General features: G+C 48.7%; 17 protein-coding genes. 11 read left to right on the top strand and 6 right to left on the bottom strand.

The genetic code is table 11. The annotated features are described in order from the left end of the window. The first annotated feature begins 30 nt into the window (after nucleotides 1-30). Nucleotides 31-1,305 (top strand): adenosylmethionine--8-amino-7-oxononanoate transaminase, encoded by a 1,275-nt coding sequence (gene bioA / locus BZG75_RS06810; RefSeq protein ID WP_199878859.1) that lies wholly within the window; start codon nucleotides 31-33, stop codon nucleotides 1,303-1,305. A gap of 420 nt (nucleotides 1,306-1,725) precedes the next feature. Here the strand turns inward: bioA and BZG75_RS06800 are convergent, their stop codons facing one another. Together BZG75_RS06800 and BZG75_RS06795 are read right to left on the bottom strand one after the other, a co-directional pair. Continuing rightward, nucleotides 1,726-2,931, bottom strand: a complete 1,206-nt coding sequence (locus BZG75_RS06800; RefSeq protein WP_077576544.1) for a multidrug effflux MFS transporter — start codon at nucleotides 2,929-2,931, stop codon at nucleotides 1,726-1,728. A 165-nt stretch (nucleotides 2,932-3,096) separates the two neighbouring features. Next, nucleotides 3,097-3,894, bottom strand: coding sequence for a MetQ/NlpA family ABC transporter substrate-binding protein (locus tag BZG75_RS06795; RefSeq protein ID WP_077576543.1), 798 nt, complete (start codon nucleotides 3,892-3,894; stop codon nucleotides 3,097-3,099). A gap of 154 nt (nucleotides 3,895-4,048) precedes the next feature. On the opposite strand from BZG75_RS06795, the gene BZG75_RS06790 reads away from it, so the two are divergent. The 4 genes from BZG75_RS06790 to sstT all read left to right on the top strand — a co-directional run bounded on the left by BZG75_RS06790 (nucleotide 4,049) and on the right by sstT (nucleotide 7,539). Beyond that, the gene (locus BZG75_RS06790; protein WP_021022797.1) at nucleotides 4,049-4,618 is read left to right on the top strand and encodes an LON peptidase substrate-binding domain-containing protein; all 570 of its coding nucleotides are present in this window, start codon (nucleotides 4,049-4,051) and stop codon (nucleotides 4,616-4,618) included. A 126-nt stretch (nucleotides 4,619-4,744) separates the two neighbouring features. After that, nucleotides 4,745-5,314, top strand: a complete 570-nt coding sequence (locus BZG75_RS06785; RefSeq protein ID WP_101494590.1) for a sigma-70 family RNA polymerase sigma factor — start codon at nucleotides 4,745-4,747, stop codon at nucleotides 5,312-5,314. After that, complete coding sequence (locus BZG75_RS06780; protein WP_077461302.1) at nucleotides 5,311-6,015, top strand: ChrR family anti-sigma-E factor; 705 nt, start codon at nucleotides 5,311-5,313, stop codon at nucleotides 6,013-6,015. The genes BZG75_RS06785 and BZG75_RS06780 overlap by 4 nt, the downstream gene beginning before the upstream one ends. A gap of 306 nt (nucleotides 6,016-6,321) precedes the next feature. Further along, nucleotides 6,322-7,539, top strand: a complete 1,218-nt coding sequence (gene sstT / locus BZG75_RS06775) for a serine/threonine transporter SstT (RefSeq protein ID WP_028569616.1) — start codon at nucleotides 6,322-6,324, stop codon at nucleotides 7,537-7,539. 90 nt (nucleotides 7,540-7,629) lie between these two features. On the opposite strand, the gene mlc is transcribed toward sstT, so the two are convergent. Next, complete coding sequence (mlc, locus tag BZG75_RS06770; protein ID WP_021022794.1) at nucleotides 7,630-8,844, bottom strand: sugar metabolism global transcriptional regulator Mlc; 1,215 nt, start codon at nucleotides 8,842-8,844, stop codon at nucleotides 7,630-7,632. A 265-nt stretch (nucleotides 8,845-9,109) separates the two neighbouring features. Here mlc and queE point away from each other — a divergent pair, with 265 nt between their 5' ends. Further along, entirely contained in the window at nucleotides 9,110-9,775 is a 666-nt protein-coding gene (gene queE, locus BZG75_RS06765) for a 7-carboxy-7-deazaguanine synthase QueE (RefSeq protein WP_077576542.1), read from the top strand. Between the two features lie 181 nt (nucleotides 9,776-9,956). On the opposite strand, the gene queD is transcribed toward queE, so the two are convergent. Further along, complete coding sequence (gene queD, locus BZG75_RS06760; RefSeq protein ID WP_021022792.1) at nucleotides 9,957-10,319, bottom strand: 6-carboxytetrahydropterin synthase QueD; 363 nt, start codon at nucleotides 10,317-10,319, stop codon at nucleotides 9,957-9,959. Nucleotides 10,320-10,582: 263 nt separating this feature from the next. On the opposite strand from queD, the gene BZG75_RS06755 reads away from it, so the two are divergent. From BZG75_RS06755 to BZG75_RS06740, 4 genes are all read left to right on the top strand, one after another. Next, the gene (locus BZG75_RS06755; RefSeq protein ID WP_077576541.1) at nucleotides 10,583-12,202 is read left to right on the top strand and encodes a methyl-accepting chemotaxis protein; all 1,620 of its coding nucleotides are present in this window, start codon (nucleotides 10,583-10,585) and stop codon (nucleotides 12,200-12,202) included. A gap of 102 nt (nucleotides 12,203-12,304) precedes the next feature. After that, the gene (gene asnS / locus BZG75_RS06750; RefSeq protein ID WP_021022790.1) at nucleotides 12,305-13,705 is read left to right on the top strand and encodes an asparagine--tRNA ligase; all 1,401 of its coding nucleotides are present in this window, start codon (nucleotides 12,305-12,307) and stop codon (nucleotides 13,703-13,705) included. Between the two features lie 83 nt (nucleotides 13,706-13,788). Beyond that, nucleotides 13,789-14,982: an amino acid aminotransferase gene (locus tag BZG75_RS06745; protein ID WP_021022789.1), complete on the top strand. Its 1,194-nt coding sequence runs from the start codon at nucleotides 13,789-13,791 to the stop codon at nucleotides 14,980-14,982. A gap of 163 nt (nucleotides 14,983-15,145) precedes the next feature. Further along, entirely contained in the window at nucleotides 15,146-16,699 is a 1,554-nt protein-coding gene (locus tag BZG75_RS06740; protein WP_077461297.1) for a methyl-accepting chemotaxis protein, read from the top strand. Between the two features lie 102 nt (nucleotides 16,700-16,801). Here BZG75_RS06740 and folE read toward each other — a convergent pair whose 3' ends face one another. Next, entirely contained in the window at nucleotides 16,802-17,458 is a 657-nt protein-coding gene (gene folE, locus BZG75_RS06735) for a GTP cyclohydrolase I FolE (RefSeq protein ID WP_033379171.1), read from the bottom strand. Between the two features lie 600 nt (nucleotides 17,459-18,058). Between folE and BZG75_RS06730 the strand changes: the two genes are divergently transcribed. Continuing rightward, on the top strand, nucleotides 18,059-18,559 hold the full coding sequence (locus BZG75_RS06730; RefSeq protein WP_021022786.1) for an META domain-containing protein: 501 nt from the start codon (nucleotides 18,059-18,061) through the stop codon (nucleotides 18,557-18,559). Between the two features lie 101 nt (nucleotides 18,560-18,660). On the opposite strand, the gene BZG75_RS06725 is transcribed toward BZG75_RS06730, so the two are convergent. Next, nucleotides 18,661-20,244 carry a CHASE domain-containing protein gene (locus BZG75_RS06725; RefSeq protein ID WP_077576540.1) on the bottom strand — a complete coding sequence of 528 codons (1,584 nt, stop codon included), beginning with the start codon at nucleotides 20,242-20,244 and terminating at the stop codon, nucleotides 18,661-18,663. Nucleotides 20,245-20,324 lie beyond the last annotated feature (80 nt).

Here is a 20,324-nt window from a genome sequence, read left to right as displayed (position 1 = left end):
CACTAGTTTACACCTGACGCATTTATGAGCATAAACACCCATTTTGACCGTGAACATATCTGGCATCCCTACACTTCAACGCTCGATCCTTTGCCTTGCTTACCTGTCTCACACGCAAGCGGCGCGGAGCTACATCTTGAGGATGGCACCGTTCTGATTGATGGCATGTCATCATGGTGGGCAGCCATTCACGGCTACAACCATCCTGCTTTGAACGCCGCGGCGCATCAGCAAATTGATAACATGTCGCATGTGATGTTTGGCGGTCTCACCCACCAGCCCGCGGTATCGCTTTGTGAGCGCTTGGTCGCGCATTCACCCGCGCCGCTCACGCAAGTGTTTTTGGCCGATTCAGGATCTGTATCAGTAGAAGTAGCGCTTAAAATAGCGATGCAATATTGGCAGGGGCGCGGTGAGTCACGCGCACAGTTTTTGACCTTGCGTCATGGCTATCATGGCGACACGTTCGCCGCCATGTCGGTGACGGATCCTGATAATTCGATGCACAAACTCTACAAAGGGTTTCTGCCTCAGCATCATTTTGTGCCCTCCCCACAAAGCCGCTTTGACGGTGAGTGGAACCCTAACGACATACACCCGATGCGCGACGCACTCGCCACCCATCACGGCCAACTGGCCGCGGTGATCTTAGAGCCCATCGTGCAAGGCGCAGGCGGTATGCGCTTTTATCATCCCGAATATTTGCGTCAAGTGCGCGCCTTGTGCGACGAATTTGATGTACTGCTGATTGTGGATGAAATTGCCACCGGATTTGGCCGAACTGGAAAACTATTTGCCTGCGACCACGCGGGGATCAGCCCAGATATACTCTGCGTCGGTAAAGCACTGACCGGCGGCTACATGACCTTAGCTGCCACGCTAACCACCCGCCATGTGGCCGATACTGTCTGTGGCGGTGATGCAGGCTGTTTTATGCACGGCCCCACCTTTATGGGCAACCCACTCGCCTGTGCCGTGGCCTGTGCCAGCATTGATACCTTGCTGGAAAGCAATTGGCCGCAGACCGTCGCGCACATCGAGCAACAGCTGAAAACTGGCTTAGCGCCTGCTCGCGCATTGGAATGTGTGGCGGACGTGCGTGTGCTTGGCGCAATTGGCGTGATAGAGCTGACCGACCCGGTGAATCTGGCCGATATTCAGCCTTTAATGACCGCCCAAGGCATTTGGGTTCGCCCGTTCGGTAAACTGGTGTATGTGATGCCACCCTATTGCATCCGCGACGACCAACTTCACCAACTCACCCAAGGGATGATCACCGCAATTAAGCAGTTTTTTGGTGAGTAGATAGGGCGCCTGTTGCAGGGCGCCTGTCACGATCGGCGTCAATATTTGGCTTCGATGTCGGATGGCGCGCGGCACACATCGTGATAATGATTGGCATCGTGCTGGCGCTTATGCCGACCTACGCGTACTTTAACGCCGATGGTGCCATTGGCGTAGGTGACACAAGCCCCGGTAATATGTCAACCACTATGCACTATGTCGCCTGGGCGCCTGTCACGATCGATGCCAAATTTAACACCGATGTCCGATGGCGCCGTGCAACGGGCGCGCGGCACACATCGTGATAATGATTGGCATCGTGCTGGCGCTTATGCCGACCTACGCGATATTCAGGATTTTTGAATACAGAGCGCTTCGCTTGCGGAGTACAGAAGAGAGCAGATCGCGCTTGCATCGGCTCTTTATGTATTCTGTATTCCGTCAGATGGTGCCATTGGCGACGTTGACTTTCGGTGCTGCGAAGCCACGGAAGATATTATGAACGGAGAGCAGCGCAAAGACGCCAACCACCACACCAAGGTGCCATGCTTCGCTAACCCCCAAGCTCAATAGCGCCATACTCATCAACGCAGAAATGATCATCTGTCCACCACCGGAGAGCGCAGCGACGGTGCCGGCTTGGTTAGAGTAAGGCTGCATCACCTGCGACTGGGAGCACGGCAGCGCAATCCCGTTGCCAAACACCATAAAAAACTGCCCTATCATCAGCAGCAAGGGATCCATGGGGGTAAACCATAGCCATATCGCTGAGATGAGCTGCATCACCGGTGCCATTAGCAGCATACGCTTAGTACCCAAACGCGGCCGAATGCGCGACACCAGCGTGCTGCCCAGCAGTAACCCGCAAGTAGGAATGAGCGCCCACAAGGCATATTGATCCGATGTCATACCGATGCGCTCTTGCATTAAAAATGGCATCAGTGACACCGTGGTGATCACCAAGGTGAAGTTCAACCAGCTGATACTGGCGAAATAAAGAAAGTAGGGCGTTTTTAACAGTGCGCCATAACGACCAAGGATCACTTTTATCTTAGGCAATGGCGATCGCGTATGCATACTCTCTTTAAATAAGAAAAAGAGCACGCACCACACCAAGCTGGTATAAACCATCAATAAAATAAAGATCGCCAACCAGCCTAAGTTATGGTTAACAAAGCCACCAATCACAGGAGCCACAATGGGCGTAAATGAGGCGACCATGATCAGGTATGACATGGCTTGAGGAAGCTGATCCCCCGAATACGAGTCACGGGTAAAGGCTCGCGAGAGGACAGCACAACACCCCGTGCCCATCCCCTGAATACAGCGGCCAATCACCAACCCGGTAAAACTGGCGCTAAAGGTAACCATCACGGTCAACCCAACCAGTGAAAGCAAGACACCGGCTAATAGCACGCGGCGGCGTCCGAGTGCATCCGAAATGGGGCCATAGATAAATTGTGACGGGCCAAACCCGAGCAGGTAAGCGGAAATAAGCAGTTGGACATCGTCCATGCTGAGATTGAAATCACGAGCGATCCAAGGTAATGATGGAAAAACCAATCCCATGCTGAATTGCCCGATACTGACCGTTAAGCATGCCAGCAATACGGGCGACCAATTAAATGGACGAGTAGCCGATTGCATCTCAATTCCTATGCGTTCTGTGTGTTAGGCGAGCGAGGAAACTGTGACTTTAGCGAATGCTAAAACCACAAGCTGAGAGGCATGTTAACGCAATAACTCCCTGAATGGTAAACAATGATTGAGAATGTATATCAATGGCCAGCTATCGCTGGCCGGTTTTAAAAACTAGAAAGCCGGTTCGATCGTGCCATCAAAGGTTTTTTGTAGAAACGTACGTGTTGCCTCTGATTGAAATAGCGCCAACAAACGCTGATAGGTCGGATTATCTTTATCCTCTGCCCGCGCTGCCACGACCATCACCGCGAGCGGTGCGTCTTTCGATTCTAAGAAAATACCTTGATCACTTGGATTAAGCCCTGATGACATCACATAGTTCATGGTAATTGCAGCAGCATCGACATCTTGTAGGCTGCGAGGCAATTGTGCCGCTTCTACTTCGACAAAATCGAGCTGCTTGGGATTAGCGGTAACATCTTGTAGCGTCGCTTGAAAGCCAACGTTATCGGCCAAGGTGATCAGCCCTGCGTCTTGCAGTAATAGCAAAGCGCGCCCGGCGTTGGTCGGATCGTTAGGGATCGCAATTTGTGCGCCTTGGGGTAAATCGTCCACGCGCTGTACTTTGTCTGAGTAAATCCCCATCCGCATAAGGATGGAACGCCCAATCGAGACCAATTCACTATCATGGTTTTGATTAAAGTTATCGAGAAACGGCTGATGTTGGTAACTATTTAAATCAAGACTGCCATCTGCCAGACCGGCATTCGGAGAGATGTAATCCGAAAATTCCACCACTTCGACATGAATTCCTTCTGTTTCAGCCTGTTTCGCAACCGCTTCTACGACTTGCGCATGGGGACCGACAGTCGCACCAATCTTTATCGTTTCTGGCTGATCTGAGCAGCCGCTGATAATCAACGCCAGTAACACTGACGCAATCCAAAATCCTGGTCGCTTTAACGTCATTCCGATTCCCTTAGAAAAGTAGATGTTTAGACGTCCAGAATGCCACAGCTTATAATGATGTCAACCTGATTGTGGTAATGCAGTCTCTGTCTTGATCGTATCCAACCCTAGTCGCGTAGTGGCAGGCATGTTGAATCAATAAGGAGGCGTAGATATGACGAAGCTGTTTCCTCTACCCTTGTTCTTACTACCCGGGGGCAGAGCTAAGCTGCGCATTTTTGAACCTCGCTATTTGCGCTTGGTCCGTGAATGCTCGGCGAATCAACAGGGATTCGTGCTGGCGATGATGCAAGGTAAACGTTTATATCGATATGGCACACTGGTGGACATTGTCGATTTTGAAACACTACCCGATGGTTTATTAGGCATTACCATTGCAGGTCGTCAACGGGTAAAAATTCAATCGACAGAGCAAGAAGCCGACAAGCTCTGGGTGGGCGAGATACAGGCACTGAATGACTGGCCACATGACGAGTTTATTGACCAAGAAGAAAATGAAGAAAAAATGCGTATTGCCGCAGGACTTAAAAATGTCTTCGCTGCCCACCCGGATCATGCTGAGCAGTATGAGGCGCCGTATTTCGAAGACTTAACCTGGAGTTGCCAACGCTGGTTAGAAATTTTGCCGCTTTCTAACGCGCAAAAACAATGGTTTATCGCGCAAGAATCGGCAGAAGAGGCGAAGCAATTTATCAGTCAGCTTCTCGAGCAAGAAGTCGAGTGATCCAATTGTTTTAAGCCTCGTATTGGAAGCGAGATGGACGGCTACGACAGATAGGACTCAACTATGACTGCGCCACAAACCATGTATACTGAGACCACCATTTCCAGACGGGACACGCGTGCCAACATGACTGACGTGACGAAGGAAGAGTTGTCTGAATTATTAGCAAAAGTTGCAGAAGACCGCGACCGCATAGCGTTCGAACGTTTGTTCCGATTTTTTGGCCCTAAGATACGCGCTTATGGTTCAAAACATTTAAGAGCTGACGGCCAAGCAATGGAATTAGTACAAGAAACCATGCTAGTGGTATGGCGCAAAGCCCACTTGTATAATTCTGACAAAGGCGCGGCGACGACATGGGTATTCACTATCATGCGTAACTTAAGCTTCGATATGCTCCGCAAGGTGCAATCGAATCGCGAAGACAACTTTAGCGATGATATCTGGCCCATTCTCGAGTCAGGGCAACAGGACAACGAAACAGATTCCGGTGCTCAGTACATGATGGACCAAGAGCTTCTCAGTTTTATTGACGAGTTACCCGCGGTCCAGCAGCAGGTGGTTAGAGGGGTTTATCTCAAGCAATTGACTCATCAAGAGTTGTCAGAACAATTAAATGTGCCATTGGGCACCGTCAAGTCCCGATTGCGTTTAGGTCTAGAAAAGCTTCGCAATCACCTGGAGGTAAAACAATGATTAAGTATCACCCATCGACCGATTTACTGGATGCTTTTGCTGCTGGCAAATTGCCGACTTCGATGGCGATTGCGTTGTCTGCTCATGTTGAACTTTGCCAGGAGTGCCAAGCTTACGTGGCCACTGCAGAAGAAAAGCTTGCATCAGTGGCGTTTGATCAAGAAACAGTCGGCGACGAAGCGTTGATGGTAAATGAGTGGGATCACAATGCCGAAGATGAAATGCTATCCGCCATTTTTGAACAAGCGGCTGCCAACGATGCCGATGCGCTGACGCAATCTGGCGCGGAACAACCTGAAGCGCGCGCAACACAAATCACTGTCGGTGAAAAAACATATGCCTTACCCCGGGCGCTGCAACGATTCGGCGATTCAAATTGGGCATCCTTTGGTAAAGTTCAACGTGCGCGACTTAATCTTGACGAAGGGGCAACGCGAGCCAGTTTTCTTCATATCGATGAAGGCGGTTCAGTGCCTGCGCACACTCACAAGGGCTATGAGTTAACCCTTTTGTTGGACGGTACCTTTGAAGATGAAAGTGGTCAGTATGTGCCAGGTGACTTTATTTTACTCGATAGCCGTCACCATCATACGCCATACACAAAAGAAGGTTGCCTTTGCTATACCATTGCAGATGCTCCTCTCTACTTCACAAAAGGCGTGAGTAAGTTGCTCAATACCGTGGGACATGCGATTTACTAAAAATTTCTGTGCTAGTTGTTATCCTTCGGCGACCGCTATGGTCGCCTTTTTTTATGCTAGATGGCCGCCTAAATCCACGTATTTGCTCGGCTAGACCTAGAATTATCACCATTTATTCTGCAGCGATAACAGAATAATTACACTAAATAAACCTCTCATTAATCATAACTCGCCACTTCAGTCCTACCTAACTAGTTCAAAGTAACAATTTTCCCTTTACATAGGGTGAATTTAACTGGTTTAATTCGTCACTTCTAACGATTCATTAACAGCCATTGATAATAAACACAGTGAAGTGAGAGTCACATGAGTCAAACACAACTCGCCAGTGTCAGTCGAGGTAACTCGCTGGTACTTCAAATACTCATCGGTATTCTTGCCGGTGGTGTTTTAGCCTATCTATCCCCCGAGCTTGCTGGCACAGCCGGATTGCTCGGACAACTTTTTGTCAGCGCATTGAAGGCCGTCGCACCCATTTTGGTTTTCGTTTTAGTGGCAGCGTCCATTGCTAACCAGAAACAAGGCCAACGGGCCAACATGCGCCCCATTATTGGGCTTTATCTTATCGGCACCCTTGCGGCTTCATTGACCGCGGTGACCATGAGTTTTTTGTTCCCGACTACCCTCGAGTTTGCTGCGACGGATGCTAGCATTACGCCGCCAGAGGGTATTAGCCAGGTATTAAGTACGCTACTTTTCAATATCGTTGACAACCCTGTTAACGCGTTGATGAGTGGTAACTATATTGGTATTTTGGCTTGGGCGATTGGCTTAGGTATTGCTCTTCATCATGCGTCGAACGAAACCAAACGTGTCTTCTCGGATGTATCCGAGGGGGTATCGATGATCGTCCGCTTTGTGATCCGGTTTGCGCCTTTGGGTATTTTTGGCTTAGTAGCAAGCACGTTAGCGAAAAGTGGCTTTGATGCTTTGATGGGGTATTTACACCTTTTGGGGGTGCTACTCGGCAGTATGGCAACCATCGCCTTGGTGGTAAATCCGCTGATTGTGTATATCAAAACGCGTCAAAATCCCTATCCCCTTGTTTTTCGCTGCCTGCGTGAGAGCGGTCTCACCGCTTTCTTCACCCGTAGCTCTGCAGCCAACATTCCAGTAAATATGCAGCTATGCCGCCGCCTTGATTTGGATGAAGATACTTATTCTGTCTCTATCCCACTCGGTGCCACCATCAATATGGGAGGCGCGGCGATCACCATTACCGTATTAACCCTGGCTGCTGTTCATACACTCGGTATCCAAGTGGATATCGCCACGGCTGTGCTGTTGAGTGTGGTGGCCGCGGTATCTGCGTGCGGCGCGTCGGGGGTTGCTGGCGGCTCCCTATTGTTGATCCCACTCGCGTGTAATTTGTTTGGTATTCCACAAGAGATTGCCATGCAAGTGGTTGGCATTGGCTTTACTATCGGTGTTTTACAAGACTCTGCCGAAACGGGCCTGAATAGCTCAACCGACGTAGTATTTACCGCGGCGGCATGCTTGGGTGAAGAGCGTAAAAACAGCTAACCAACGCCCTTAGCCAAGATCAAAAAAAAGCAGGTGCATCAACACCTGCTTTTTCTTTAACCGCTTTTTAATTGTCAGCCAAGGTAACGATTAGCCCTCCAGCACTTTCATCAGCAAATTGCCATCATACATCGCCTGCTTTACCATCGCCGCTCCAGGCATCGTCGCTTGGGTATAGAAATAGCTTTCTTCCAAGACTAGGTACTTGCTATACAGCGGAATCGTCTGCGTTTTTAAACATTCCATGATCGCAGGATACAACACCGATTTAGCGCGATTGAATTCGCCACCAAATAATATTTTTTCTGGGTTAAATAAATTCACCACAATCGCTATGGCGGTTCCCAAGTGATGCCCCAGCTCGGTGATCACTTGGTGGGCCAAACCATCGCCTGACACCGCTGCATCGCATATAGCCTCTATCGTGAGGGGTTGGTCGTGCAAGCAACTCGGATGCCCTTCATTGAGCAATGTCTCCACCTGCTCATAGATCGCGGACAGGCTTGCGACCGTTTCCAAACAGCCATAATTACCGCAAAAACACCGCTTACCAAAGGGCTTAATTTGAATATGACCTAACTCGCCAACGTTACCGATCCGCCCTTGAAGCACTTTGCCCTCGAGCACAATACCGGCCCCAACGCCGCTGTGAACTGCGACCAGAACGGCGCTGTCTGCTTCTTTCGCGTTACCAAACAACTTTTCCGCTAGTGCCCAAGAACGGGTGTCGTTCCCCACAAATACCGGCAAACCGGTCTCTCGATGTAATACAGGCCCTAGAGGCATATGGTCGACCTCGAAGTGCGGCATTTGAATCACGGTGCCTTGGGCACTATTTACCAAGCCCGGTAGCGAAATCGCAATACTGGTGACACGATCCACCGTTTGTTGGTGACGAGAGAAAAACGCATTGACATGATCGACCACGGTGGTGAGTAATGCACTTTGCGCCACCACCGTTAATTCATGCCGTTCTTGAATCAAAATTTCACTGCTTAGCGAATGCAGCGCCAGAGTGAGATAACCTCTTCCTAGACGCATGGACAAAAATTGCCAGCCTTCGTTATCCAGCATAAGCCCTACAGCTGGACGCCCGCGCATGCTCGTTTCTTGGATCGGCGCCTCTTTTACAAGGTGAGCGTCCATCAGTTCGCGCACAATTTTGGTGATACTGGCAGGCGCCAGTTGGCTGCGTTTCGAGAGTTCGATCCGCGAAATAGGCTCAAAACGGTCGATTAAGTTATAAATCGTGCCCGCATTTTTGCGCTTAATATGATCGATATGTCCCGGCTGCCCAATAATCATGCCCTTTCCTATTACTACGTGGCTATGGCGATAAACCCTGACACCGCCTATTTAGGTGAATTTTTTTACTTCGCGAACTAATTGTGAAGCAATTGGCCGCTAGCACGTGACATTTGTCACTTTGTATCTTTGAAATCGCGTACAAACTCACAAAACCTGTCTAAACAGTAACGCTGTTCATCCTCTAATCGCGGGCTAAAAAACAAGATCTCAAACTTATTCGTTGGCATAATGCGGAGCTCATATTCTATCGCTATTAATCACCATGTACCGAGTCAACGAGATATTTGAAACGATCCAGGGCGAAGGCACCTTCACAGGGGTTCCGTCGGTTTTTGTCCGCTTGCAAGGATGTCCAGTAGGATGTGCCTGGTGCGATACTAAGCAAACCTGGGAAACGGATGATAAGGATCAGCAAGATAAGATCTTTATTATTGATAAGTCAGAGGATTCACCGACTTGGTGCTGGCTAGGAGCCGAAGATATCGTCACTGAAATCACGCAACGCTATCACGCTAAGCATATCGTGATTACCGGGGGTGAACCCTGTCTTTATGATTTGGTACCTTTAACGGAAGCCTTGGAAGAGGCTGGATGCCAATGCCAAATTGAAACCAGTGGCACCTATACGGTCTATGCGAGCCAAGCCACCTGGGTAACGGTGTCGCCCAAAATCAATATGCGCGGTAAATTGCCCGTTCTCGCCAGTGCGATGGCGCGAGCCAATGAGATAAAACATCCGGTGGGGACAGAAAAGGACATTACACAATTAGTGACTCTGCTTGAGACCTGCCCAGCCTCTCCTGGTGCAACCATTGCGCTGCAGCCGGTAAGCCAAAAGCCACGTGCAACCAAACTTTGCATCGACACCTGCATTGCGCGCGGCTGGCGTTTATCCGTGCAAACACACAAGTATTTGAATATCGCCTAAGTGACGATGACGGTGACAAGATAAATCGCGCCGTCATGGAGCAAAGCACACGTCGAAAAGCGACAAAAAACGCCGAGTACTGAAGTGACCTCATAAAGCTGGACACTGCTACTCGGCGTTTTTTTATTTCTCTCGACTGCTTCTTATTTACCTCGAGTATTGTTACTCACGTCGAGTTTCGTTACTCACCTCGATAAGTGCAACCTGCGGTACAAGTTTCTTTCACCATGACCTGGCTTAACAGAGGCAGATTCGGTTTTACCTGTTGCCAAATCCAGTGTGCTAGCACTTCACTGGTTGGATTTTCTAGCCCTTCAATGTCATTGAGATAGTAGTGATCCAGGCGCTGATAAATCGGTTTGAAAGCCGCTTTTATTTCGGCAAAGTCGATCACCCACCCCGTATACGGATCAACGTCGCCTTCTACATACAAACGCACCGTAAATGAATGCCCATGTAAACGCCCACATTTATGGCCTTCTGGCACATTCGGTAAATGGTGTGCCGCCTCAAAGGTAAATTCTTTAAACAACTCAGTGGTCATTTTACTTCATTCCAACAACAACAAGAGGCCGCATGCTACTTAAATTCGCTGGCCGACTCAAACGCATTCATCCGACCACACCGGTTAGTCTGTGCGGCCAGAATGCCTCGCAATACGGGTTTCCGTCTCATTATTAGGACGATTTACGTCGATGAAATCACACATTTTATATGAGGATACCGCCACAAGTGCGCTCTCGGTTTAACATAGTCGCTACAGGCTAGAACTGATAACTCTATAAATTAATAACAAATGGTTGACTCATGCGTATGACCCTTGCGAGCAAAATTCTTCTTGCTCTTTTTCTTGTTTTCGCTCTTGTGCTCGCCACCTCGCTGGCCTATCAGTCGCATCAACAAAAAGCCTTGATGACATCGATTGTCAGCGAGCAAACCTTAGATAAAGCGTCCAACTACTTTGATAGCCTTAATATGCTGATGCTCACCGGCACCATCAGCCAGCGTAATACGTTGCGAGAGAAAATGCTGTCACACAAAGGCATCGACGACGCTCGCGTGATCCGTGGAGAGGCAATAACCCGCTTTTTTGGCCCAGGAAACCCTGAGCAATCTGCCCAGGATGCCATTGACCAACGCGCCCTCAAAGGTGAAACCATTGTCGAAACCTTTGATGCTGATGCGGGAAAAGGATTGGTGGTCGCCCTGCCGATGAAAGCGAGCAGCGATTATCGCGGTACCAATTGTCTGCAATGCCACGTAGCAGAGGAAGGCACCGTACTCGGTGTTATCCGGCTCGAGTATGATCTTGAGCCTTTGTATAGCACTATCGATAGAGAAATGTTAATTACCGCTGGGATCATGGGCAGCATCGCTGTGATTGGATTTTTAATCTCACTCACTGTGATTCGCCGCTGGGTAGTCTCCCCGCTTAAGCGCGTCTCTGCCTTTATGAAACGCACCAGCCACGACAAAAATCTTTCCGAGCGCCTCAACAATACCCGTGACGACGAGATTGGTGAACTGTGCAATAGTTGCGACCAGTTGCTTGATAACTTTGCTGCCAGCCTGCAACAAGTTCAGCGCACCTCAGAAACCCTGTCTGCTGAGGCCATGAATCTGATCCGTGTCTCAAGCCATACCGATCAATTAGCTGATAGCCAACGTCACGAAACCAATGACATGTCTTCAGCCATCGATGATGTGCAGCAGCATCAACACGACATTCAAAATCGTACTCAAGAAGCGGCGCAATTGAGTGAATCTGCCGCAGGCAGTGCCAATCAGGGCAGTGATCTGGCGAATGTCGCGGCCAATGACATTCGTAAGTTGGTGGCTGATATTGGCCAAGTACGCACACAAATATTGGATGTTAATCAACAAAGCCAGCAAGTAACGACGATCCTCAGCGTGATCCGGGAAATTGCCGAGCAAACTAACTTATTGGCGTTGAATGCCGCCATTGAAGCCGCTCGAGCCGGAGAGCAAGGCCGAGGGTTTGCGGTGGTTGCCGACGAAGTACGCAACCTTGCCAGTCGTAGCCATGATGCCACTGGTGAAATCCAAACCATCATTGAAAACTTGTGTGCAGGCAGTGAAGCCTCTGCGCAAGCGGTTGAAGCGACCAGTGAAAGTGCTAATCAACGTGCAGAAACCGTGATGGAACTTTCTACCGCTTTGGGTAATATCGCCGACCAAGTTAGAACGGTCAATGACAACGCCAATGACATCAGCAAACAAAGTGATCACCAGGCGCAAATGACCGATGCCTTGCTCGCTCAAGTGGGTCGTATTCAAAGTCACGCCAACGATACCGCAACCAATGCTAATGAGGTAAAAGCGATTAGTGCAAATCTCGAGCAGCTGGTTGAACAACTTGAAGGGTTAATTGGCCAATTTCAGCTCTCAGACACGCTCAAACCTTGAAGCTATACAGGATACAGGTAAACTTGCTAGTCTAACTTGCAAAATCACTGATGCGGTCACACCCCGTTGGCCGCATTACCTAAACGGAGATAGAAGCGAATTATGACATACGCGCCTGTAGTAGACGTCCTGCGCGGCAAGGCGGCAGTCGACACTGAAGTGACTGTGCGTGGATGGGTCCGGTCACGCCGAGATTCCAAAGCCGGTATTTCTTTTCTTGCCATTTATGATGGTTCTTGTTTTGACCCTATTCAGGCCGTGGTCCCTAATGAGCTGGATAATTATCAGCAAGACGTTCTGCGCCTGACCGCAGGCTGCTCCGTTGAGGTCACGGGTAAGGTTGTTGAATCGCCCGGAAAAGGTCAAGCCTATGAGCTTCAGGCAACGGCAGTGAAGGTCGTTGGCTGGGTTGACGATCCAGACACGTATCCAATGGCGAAAACGCGCCATTCGATTGAGTACTTGCGTGAAGTGGCGCATCTCCGCCCACGTTCGAACGTAATTGGTGCCGTTGCACGTGTACGTCATACGCTCTCACAAGCCATTCATCGCTTTTTCCATGAGCAAGGCTATTACTGGATGTCTGCACCGCTGATCACAGCGTCGGATTGTGAAGGTGCGGGGGAAATGTTCCGGGTGTCTACCCTAGACATGGCCAATGTGCCAAAAACCGAACAAGGCGAAGTCGATTACGATCAAGACTTTTTTGGCAAAGAAGCGTTCTTGACCGTATCGGGTCAGTTAAATGCCGAAACTTACGCCTGTGCACTCAGTAAAGTGTATACGTTTGGTCCCACCTTCCGTGCAGAAAACTCCAATACTAGCCGTCACTTGGCTGAATTCTGGATGGTTGAGCCAGAAGTGGCGTTTGCCGATCTTGATGACTCTGCTGAGCTTGCAGAAGCCATGTTAAAATATGTTTTCAAGGCCGTGTTGGATGAGCGCAAAGATGACATGCAGTTCTTTGAACAGCGGATCAATAAAGATGTCCTGACTCGTTTGGAGAAATTCGTCAACGCCGACTTTGCGCAAGTGGATTACACCGATGCGGTCACTATTTTGCAAAACAGCGGCCAAACTTTTGAATTCCCCGTTGAGTGGGGCATTGATTTAGCCTCTGAGCATGAGCGTTACCTGGCAGAAGAGCACTTTAATGCACCGGTTGTGGTAAAAAACTACCCGAAAGACATTAAAGCATTCTATATGCGTATGAACGATGACGGTAAGACCGTTGCTGCGATGGACGTACTCGCACCAGGTATCGGCGAAATCATCGGCGGCTCTCAGCGTGAAGAGCGCCTAGATGTGCTCGACCAACGCCTTGAAGAAATGGGTCTAGAAAAAGAAGATTTCTGGTGGTACCGCGATCTTCGCCGTTATGGCACTGTCCCTCACTCTGGTTTCGGTCTGGGCTTCGAACGTCTGGTTTCATACGTGACGGGAATGAGCAACATTCGTGACGTGATCCCATTCCCTCGCTCACCACGCAATGCCAGTTTCTAAATAGATACACTTATCCAAAGGCTGCAGGTTGCAGCCTTTTATTTGCATTTAGCTTTCATTCATCATAACCATGGACGACACCAATGTTTGAGAAAATCTCTGCGGCACCTGCTGATCCTATCCTAGGGCTAACTGAAGAATTTAAAGCGGATCCACGTGAAGATAAGATTAACCTCGGGGTCGGGGTCTATAAAAACGAGCACGGCGAAACGCCCGTTTTAACCTCAGTAAAAAAAGCCGAGGCACTACTACTCGATAAAGAAACCACCAAATCTTATTTGAGCATTCCAGGCACCGCCGAATATGGCCTTGCCGTTCAGCAATTACTTTTTGGTGAGCATGCGGATGTCATTAAAGACAAACGCGCACAAACCGCACATTCTCCCGGCGGCACCGGCGCCCTTCGCTTAGCAGGTGAATTTATTAAACGCCACCTAGGCGATGTCACCATTTGGATCAGTAACCCAACTTGGGCTAACCATAAAGGCGTGTTTACCGCGGCAGGTTTAACTCTCGCGGAATACAGCTATTATGATCCGGCCAAAAATGACAAAGATTTTTCAGCGATGGTCGCTGATCTCGAGAAAGCGGCAGCGGGCGATGTCGTGCTACTCCACGGCTGCTGTCATAACCCAACCGGTATCGATCCTACCGAGCAAGAATGGCAAACCTTGGCAGATCTCTGCCAACGTAAAGGCTTACTGCCTATGTTTGACTTTGCATATCAAGGCTTTGCCAAAGGCGTAGAAGAAGACGCAGTCGGTCTGCGTATTTTCGCTAACGTCTGCCCAGAGCTGCTGATCGCAAGCTCATTCTCGAAAAACTTTGGCTTATATAACGAACGCGTTGGTGCCTTCACACTGGTCGGGCGTCAAGAGCAAGAAGCGGTCACCGCCTTTAGCCAAGTTAAAAGTATCGCCCGAGTGATTTACTCTAACCCACCTGCCCATGGCGCAGCGGTGGTGACGACGATTCTGAATGACCCAACGCTCAAGGCTGAATGGTTACAAGAATTGGCCACGATGCGAGACCGCATTAAAGCCATGCGCACGGAATTTGTCAAAACACTCAAAGCGCAAGGCGTCTCACGTGATTTTAGCTTTATTGAGCAACAAAACGGTATGTTCTCGTTCTCAGGGCTGAATAAGGATCAAGTGAATGCATTAAAGGCTGATCATGGTGTCTACATTGTCGGTTCCGGTCGGCTTAATGTTGCGGGTATGACGCACACTAACATGGTGCCACTTTGCACTGCGATCGCAAAGGTTTTAGACTAAGCGTCGCTGTCTTAAAAATGAAACAAAGGGCCGCTAGGCCCTTTTTTTGTTAGTGGCATTTATATTTAAACAATTTATTAACAAAACAATTAATAACAAGCCATAGCCGCTACACTAAAACCAACCAGGTTTTTTATGAACTGTGACCAAAAAGATAAACCCTATGAGTAATAATGAAGTTGTATTTGGTGACGATGAACGCCTCGTCTCGACCACTGATAAGCGCGGCGTCATTACTTATTGTAATCCGGAATTCATTCGTATTGCGGGTTATGAAGACAATGAGCTGACGGGGGCACCCCATAATATTATTCGTCATGCCGATATGCCGAAAGCGGCGTTCGCGGATATGTGGCGTAACCTTAAGGCCAATCAACCGTGGCGGGGAATTGTCAAAAACCGCTGTAAAAACGGTGATTATTATTGGGTCGATGCGTATGTTACGCCGATTTATGATCGGGGACAAGTCATGGGCTATCAGTCCGTACGTGTTAAGCCTGATCCCGCCGTGAAGCATCGCGCGGCACAGGTTTACCAAAAGCTCTGTGCGGCAGAAAAAGCAGGGAAATCGCTTAAACACTTTTCGATTGCAGACCTGCCCACAGGCGTAAAACGGGGTTTAATGGCAATCGGTTTAGCCGCCGCGCCCATTTCCCTGATCTTTGATCGCGTGATTTCCGGATGGGATATTGCCGGCGCCATTGCGATGCCATTGATACTGGGGATGATTTTTCGCGATGAGCTTTTTACCCTGCCTACGCTTAGCCGCCGCTTTCAAACGGACTACGACAGTATTAGTCGCTATATTTATTCGGGCACAGGGCTAAGTTCGGTCGTTGATTATAAGGTTAAGCTACTTAATGCCCGAATTCGCACCATTCTGGGTCGTATGCTCGATGCTTCTCTGTCGTTGAACCAGTTTTCGGACGAATTAAGCGCCTTGTCGAAACGCGTCTCCGATGCGATTAACAAGCAAAGCGATCAGATTTCGTCGATTGCTAGCAATATTGACCATGCCTCGGAATCGGCGAATAAGGTATCTGACAATGCGCAACAAAGCGTTGAACTGCTTCAGTCTGTGCAGCAGCAGAGCCAAGAAACTGAATCCTGGTTACAACAGACCGGGGAACAATTAAAAGCGCTTTCCCAGCAATCTGAACACTCGCTCACGGCAACCCAACAGCTATCGGCTACCGCTGAACGCGTGACCGAATCGATGAGTGAAATCAGTGGCATTGCTGAGCAAACCAATTTGCTCGCGTTAAACGCGGCCATTGAAGCAGCACGAGCCGGTGAGCAGGGTCGCGGGTTCGCCGTTGTCGCCGATGAAGTGCGTGCACTTTCCAGCCGCACTCAAAGTGCAACCGAACAAATTCAAGCGTCAATACAAGAGATGCACAACACGATTGCACATTGGCAAACTCAGATCCATGAAAGCCATGAACAAACACAGCAGTGTGTTGATACCACGTCTAACAGTATTTCAAGCTTACATGCTGTTGCGACGGCCATCGAAGATGTGGTGGGAAGAACGAATGAGACGCATCATTCCGCGCAAGCGCAACTAGAGACATTTACTGACATTAGTCGCGACATACATAGCATTGAGTCCGTTTCTCAGCAGAACCTCAATGAAGTAAATGATGTCTCAGAGGCAAGCAGCCAACTTCGCGATAAAGTACGCCAGTTCCATGACATCGCTAGGCAGTTCGAATAATCGCTGAGCGCTTCACATACTAGCTAAGCAGCGCGGATAAAAGCCAAGCAGTACAAATAAAAGCTTAAGCAGTGCGAATAAAAGCGCCATCTGGCGCTTTTATTATTGGATACCGTGCAAGAACTCAGCGCGTGTCGCTGCATTTTTCTTAAACTGGCCCCCTAACGCCGTTGTGGTCGTTTCACTGTTCGCGTCCATCACCCCGCGTGATTTGACGCAATAGTGTGTCGCTTCGATACGCACCGCGACATTGTCGGTCTCTAGCAGCGTTTGTAACGCGACTAAAATTTGACGAGTCAACCGCTCCTGGACCTGCGGACGCTGGGCAAAAAATCGTACAATGCGATTAATCTTAGACAAGCCAACCACTTTATTGTCGGGCAGATACGCCACAGTCGCACGACCGTCAATGGTTACAAGGTGATGCTCACAGGTGCTAGTCACAGAAATATCTTTTACCCGAACCATCTCATCACATCCCATTTTATTATCAATCATGGTTACTTTGGGAAACTGTGAGTAATCGAGTCCGGAAAAAATCTCATCGACATACATTTTGGCAATACGCGCTGGTGTTTCTGCCAAACTATCATCGGTAAGATCCAAGTCGATCGACTGCAGAATTTCACGCATGTGAAACTCGATTTTTTCTTTTCGTTCTTCAGAAGACATCTTTGATGCTGTTGTCATTGGGGTTTCGATCCCACGCGCGAGCAGAGCTTCCTGAACTTTTTTTGCAGCATCGCTTAATGCCATGATGGATTCCTTTTTAGGTATGCCTTAAGCCGTTCTTTTACTTACACACTGTAGTCGCTATCAGATCAGTGTTGTCATTAAATAGAAGCATAACGTTAATATGCCAAAAATACACCTCGCGGAGACTGTGGATTTATCCGCTGGCGTCGGATTGCCTAATCTCGGCAGTTCATTTTTGTCAAGCATCGTGAACATCCATTCGATTTACCTTAGGCCAGATGCAAACTTGCTTAAGATCACACCCCTTTCTCTATCTCAAACACCATCATATCAATGAAATCAAACTGTCATTTTTGTTTGATATCGTTTGCAGATTGTATCGTATCGTTGACGCATTCGAATCACAGTCGAAAGTTGATATCCAAATCGACCGCAGCACTCTCCTGCTTAGCAATTATGCTGGCAAAAGACACCTCCCTAGTGAGGTTATTTCAATAATAATAAACACGCGATGGTATATCTTGTCCCCTCTACCGGGGACTTTTTTTATCTCCCACCAAAAAAGACATTATCTTGACATAAAGCCAATTTTTTATTGGCATATTTGTTATTAAGTTAACTACGCTTGAATTAACACCCACCGTTAGTGACTAAGGAGTCATTATGAAGAGACACGTATTGATGGCGGTCATGCTTGCTGCTGGCGTCACCGCCTGTAGCAGTAGCAATGATGCGAACAATGCTAAAAACGAGGTCACAACCTCTGGCGTTGCTCAGCAATGGCAACTGACCATGATTGATCAACAGGCTATCAGTGCGGAAGGATCCCCAACGTTAAACGTCAATAAGGATATGGAAGTCAACGGCTATACCGGCTGTAACCGTTACTTTGGTAAGGCGGAACTCGACAACAATCGCTTCAAGATCGATCGTATGGCCAGTACGAGAATGGCTTGCGCGGAAAACGCAATGGCGTTAGAACAAACCATGAGCCAAGTGTTGGGTCAATGGAGCGACGCTAGCGTGCGCAATAACACATTGTTACTCAGTAATGATGCGCACACCTTAGTTTTTACCCCAGTTAACTCATCCAAGGCGACAGATGATCCGTTGCTTAAGAGCCCAGCGGTAAATTCACGCTTCAACAAGGGCGAGAAATATTAACTCTATATCTCAAAGATCGATTCCTGATCTTAAAGACCGGCTCGTGAACGTAAAAGCCGATGAGTTATCCTAGAGAGCGGTACTTGTTACCGCTCGCTTTTTCACGACACCACCATCCAATGCCAACCTTTATCGACATCAGCCTTCGCTCGCGTCAAGCCTATTTCGCCATAAGCGCATAGTCTTGAAGCCGTCATTTCTTTTTGCTCAGTCACGGTGACGCCGCCTACAAACACGGCAACCCGACTCTCCGATTCGTCCTCAAAAGGTATCTGAAGCCGTTTAACCGCGGTGACGCATTCTTCACCTAATCGCGAAGCACCCTCAGTGCGAGGCAATATCGCAATAAATTGACTTCCCGTGTAACGACAGACGAGATCGCCTGGTCGTTTAAGCATCTCATCAATGGCTTGTGCCACTTGGCGGATCAACTGATCACCCGCAACCCGACCGTATTGGCTGTTGTAGTTAGATAGGTGCTGGATTTCGACCAGCATTAAGCTCAGGGGTGTTTCATCACGGACCGCGCGCTGGATTTCGCGCTCTAATGCTTGTTCAAATTGGGTTCGGTTATATAACCCCGTCAACCCATCACATTTGGTCATTGATTCTAATCGGCTATTCGCATCTTTGAGCGCATGCGTTTTTTGCTCGACTTGGACTTGAACACTGTACGCCCGTGCCTGCAGGCGATAGAACAGATAACAAATCACAAAAAAGATGCCACTACCAATCAAAAACGTCCACATTGGCACCCAGCTTTGTCTTTGTTGCATGTAACTGACTGTGGGATAGCCCACCAACTCCCACTCTCGTCCGGCAAATAAAATGGGTTCAGCGGGCTGTTGTGCCAGCGAATCCTTCATTTGTGCCAGTTCAACACGATGGGTATGCAACACTTGGCGATGATTAGGATCGGTGGTATCAATTAGGGTGTAATTGATACCGTCATTGATCACGGTTTTTATCGCAAGATTGACCAGGGTTTCTACATCGATCACTGCCACTAAAAATCCACGCAAATCCTGGGTATCATCCCCTGCTAGTTGTTCGGGATCGACGAGGATCGGCATAATGAGCAAAAAGCCACGTACATCACCATACGCCCGTTCCATGGTCGTAGCAGGCGTAGCCACTGGTACACCAGTATTAAAGCTAGTTTTAAGTGCCTGGCGTGTGATGGGTGTTGAGCCCAAATCATAACCCATCACAGCGTCTGATTGATTGTTACCTGAGGTAAATCTAAGGGGAAAATACATATCACGGCGAGAGGCGGTTACTAACTGGCTCTGATCGTTGAGTTCAACAATATTGAAGCTTGTTCGATCAGGCTGAGCCGCTGTCATACCTTGTGTGTAATGCCGGCGTTGATGATGCATGACAATATCGGCCCACTCGATCGATTTGAAACTAGGATGACGCTTTAATACCCCAGAGGTTAGAGGCTGAAAATTGCGGGCGTTTAAGCGATGCCCAGCATCGAAGTGATTCTTAACCGCATAAAGCAGTTCAAGACCCAGGTTGACCTCGCGCGCGAGCGCCATTGCCGCATTATTAACATCCTTGTGCAGCTCTTTACGAATGGCTTCTTGCTCTTTTTGATAGAGTAGATGCGCCGTGAATGCCGCAAACCCTACACCAATAAGCGCCGTTATGATGATGATACTCCATGCACGCCGAGGCATTATTACTATCCTTACCCTATATTACCTACGCAATAAATATGCTAGCTGCGCGATAAATATGTTAGCTGCGCGATAAACAT

This window comes from Salinivibrio sp. AR640, from assembly GCF_001995405.1.
Classification (GTDB): domain Bacteria; phylum Pseudomonadota; class Gammaproteobacteria; order Enterobacterales; family Vibrionaceae; genus Salinivibrio; species Salinivibrio costicola.
Note: the sequence above shows the minus strand (reverse complement) of the source record. Positions and strands in the feature narration are given on the sequence as shown.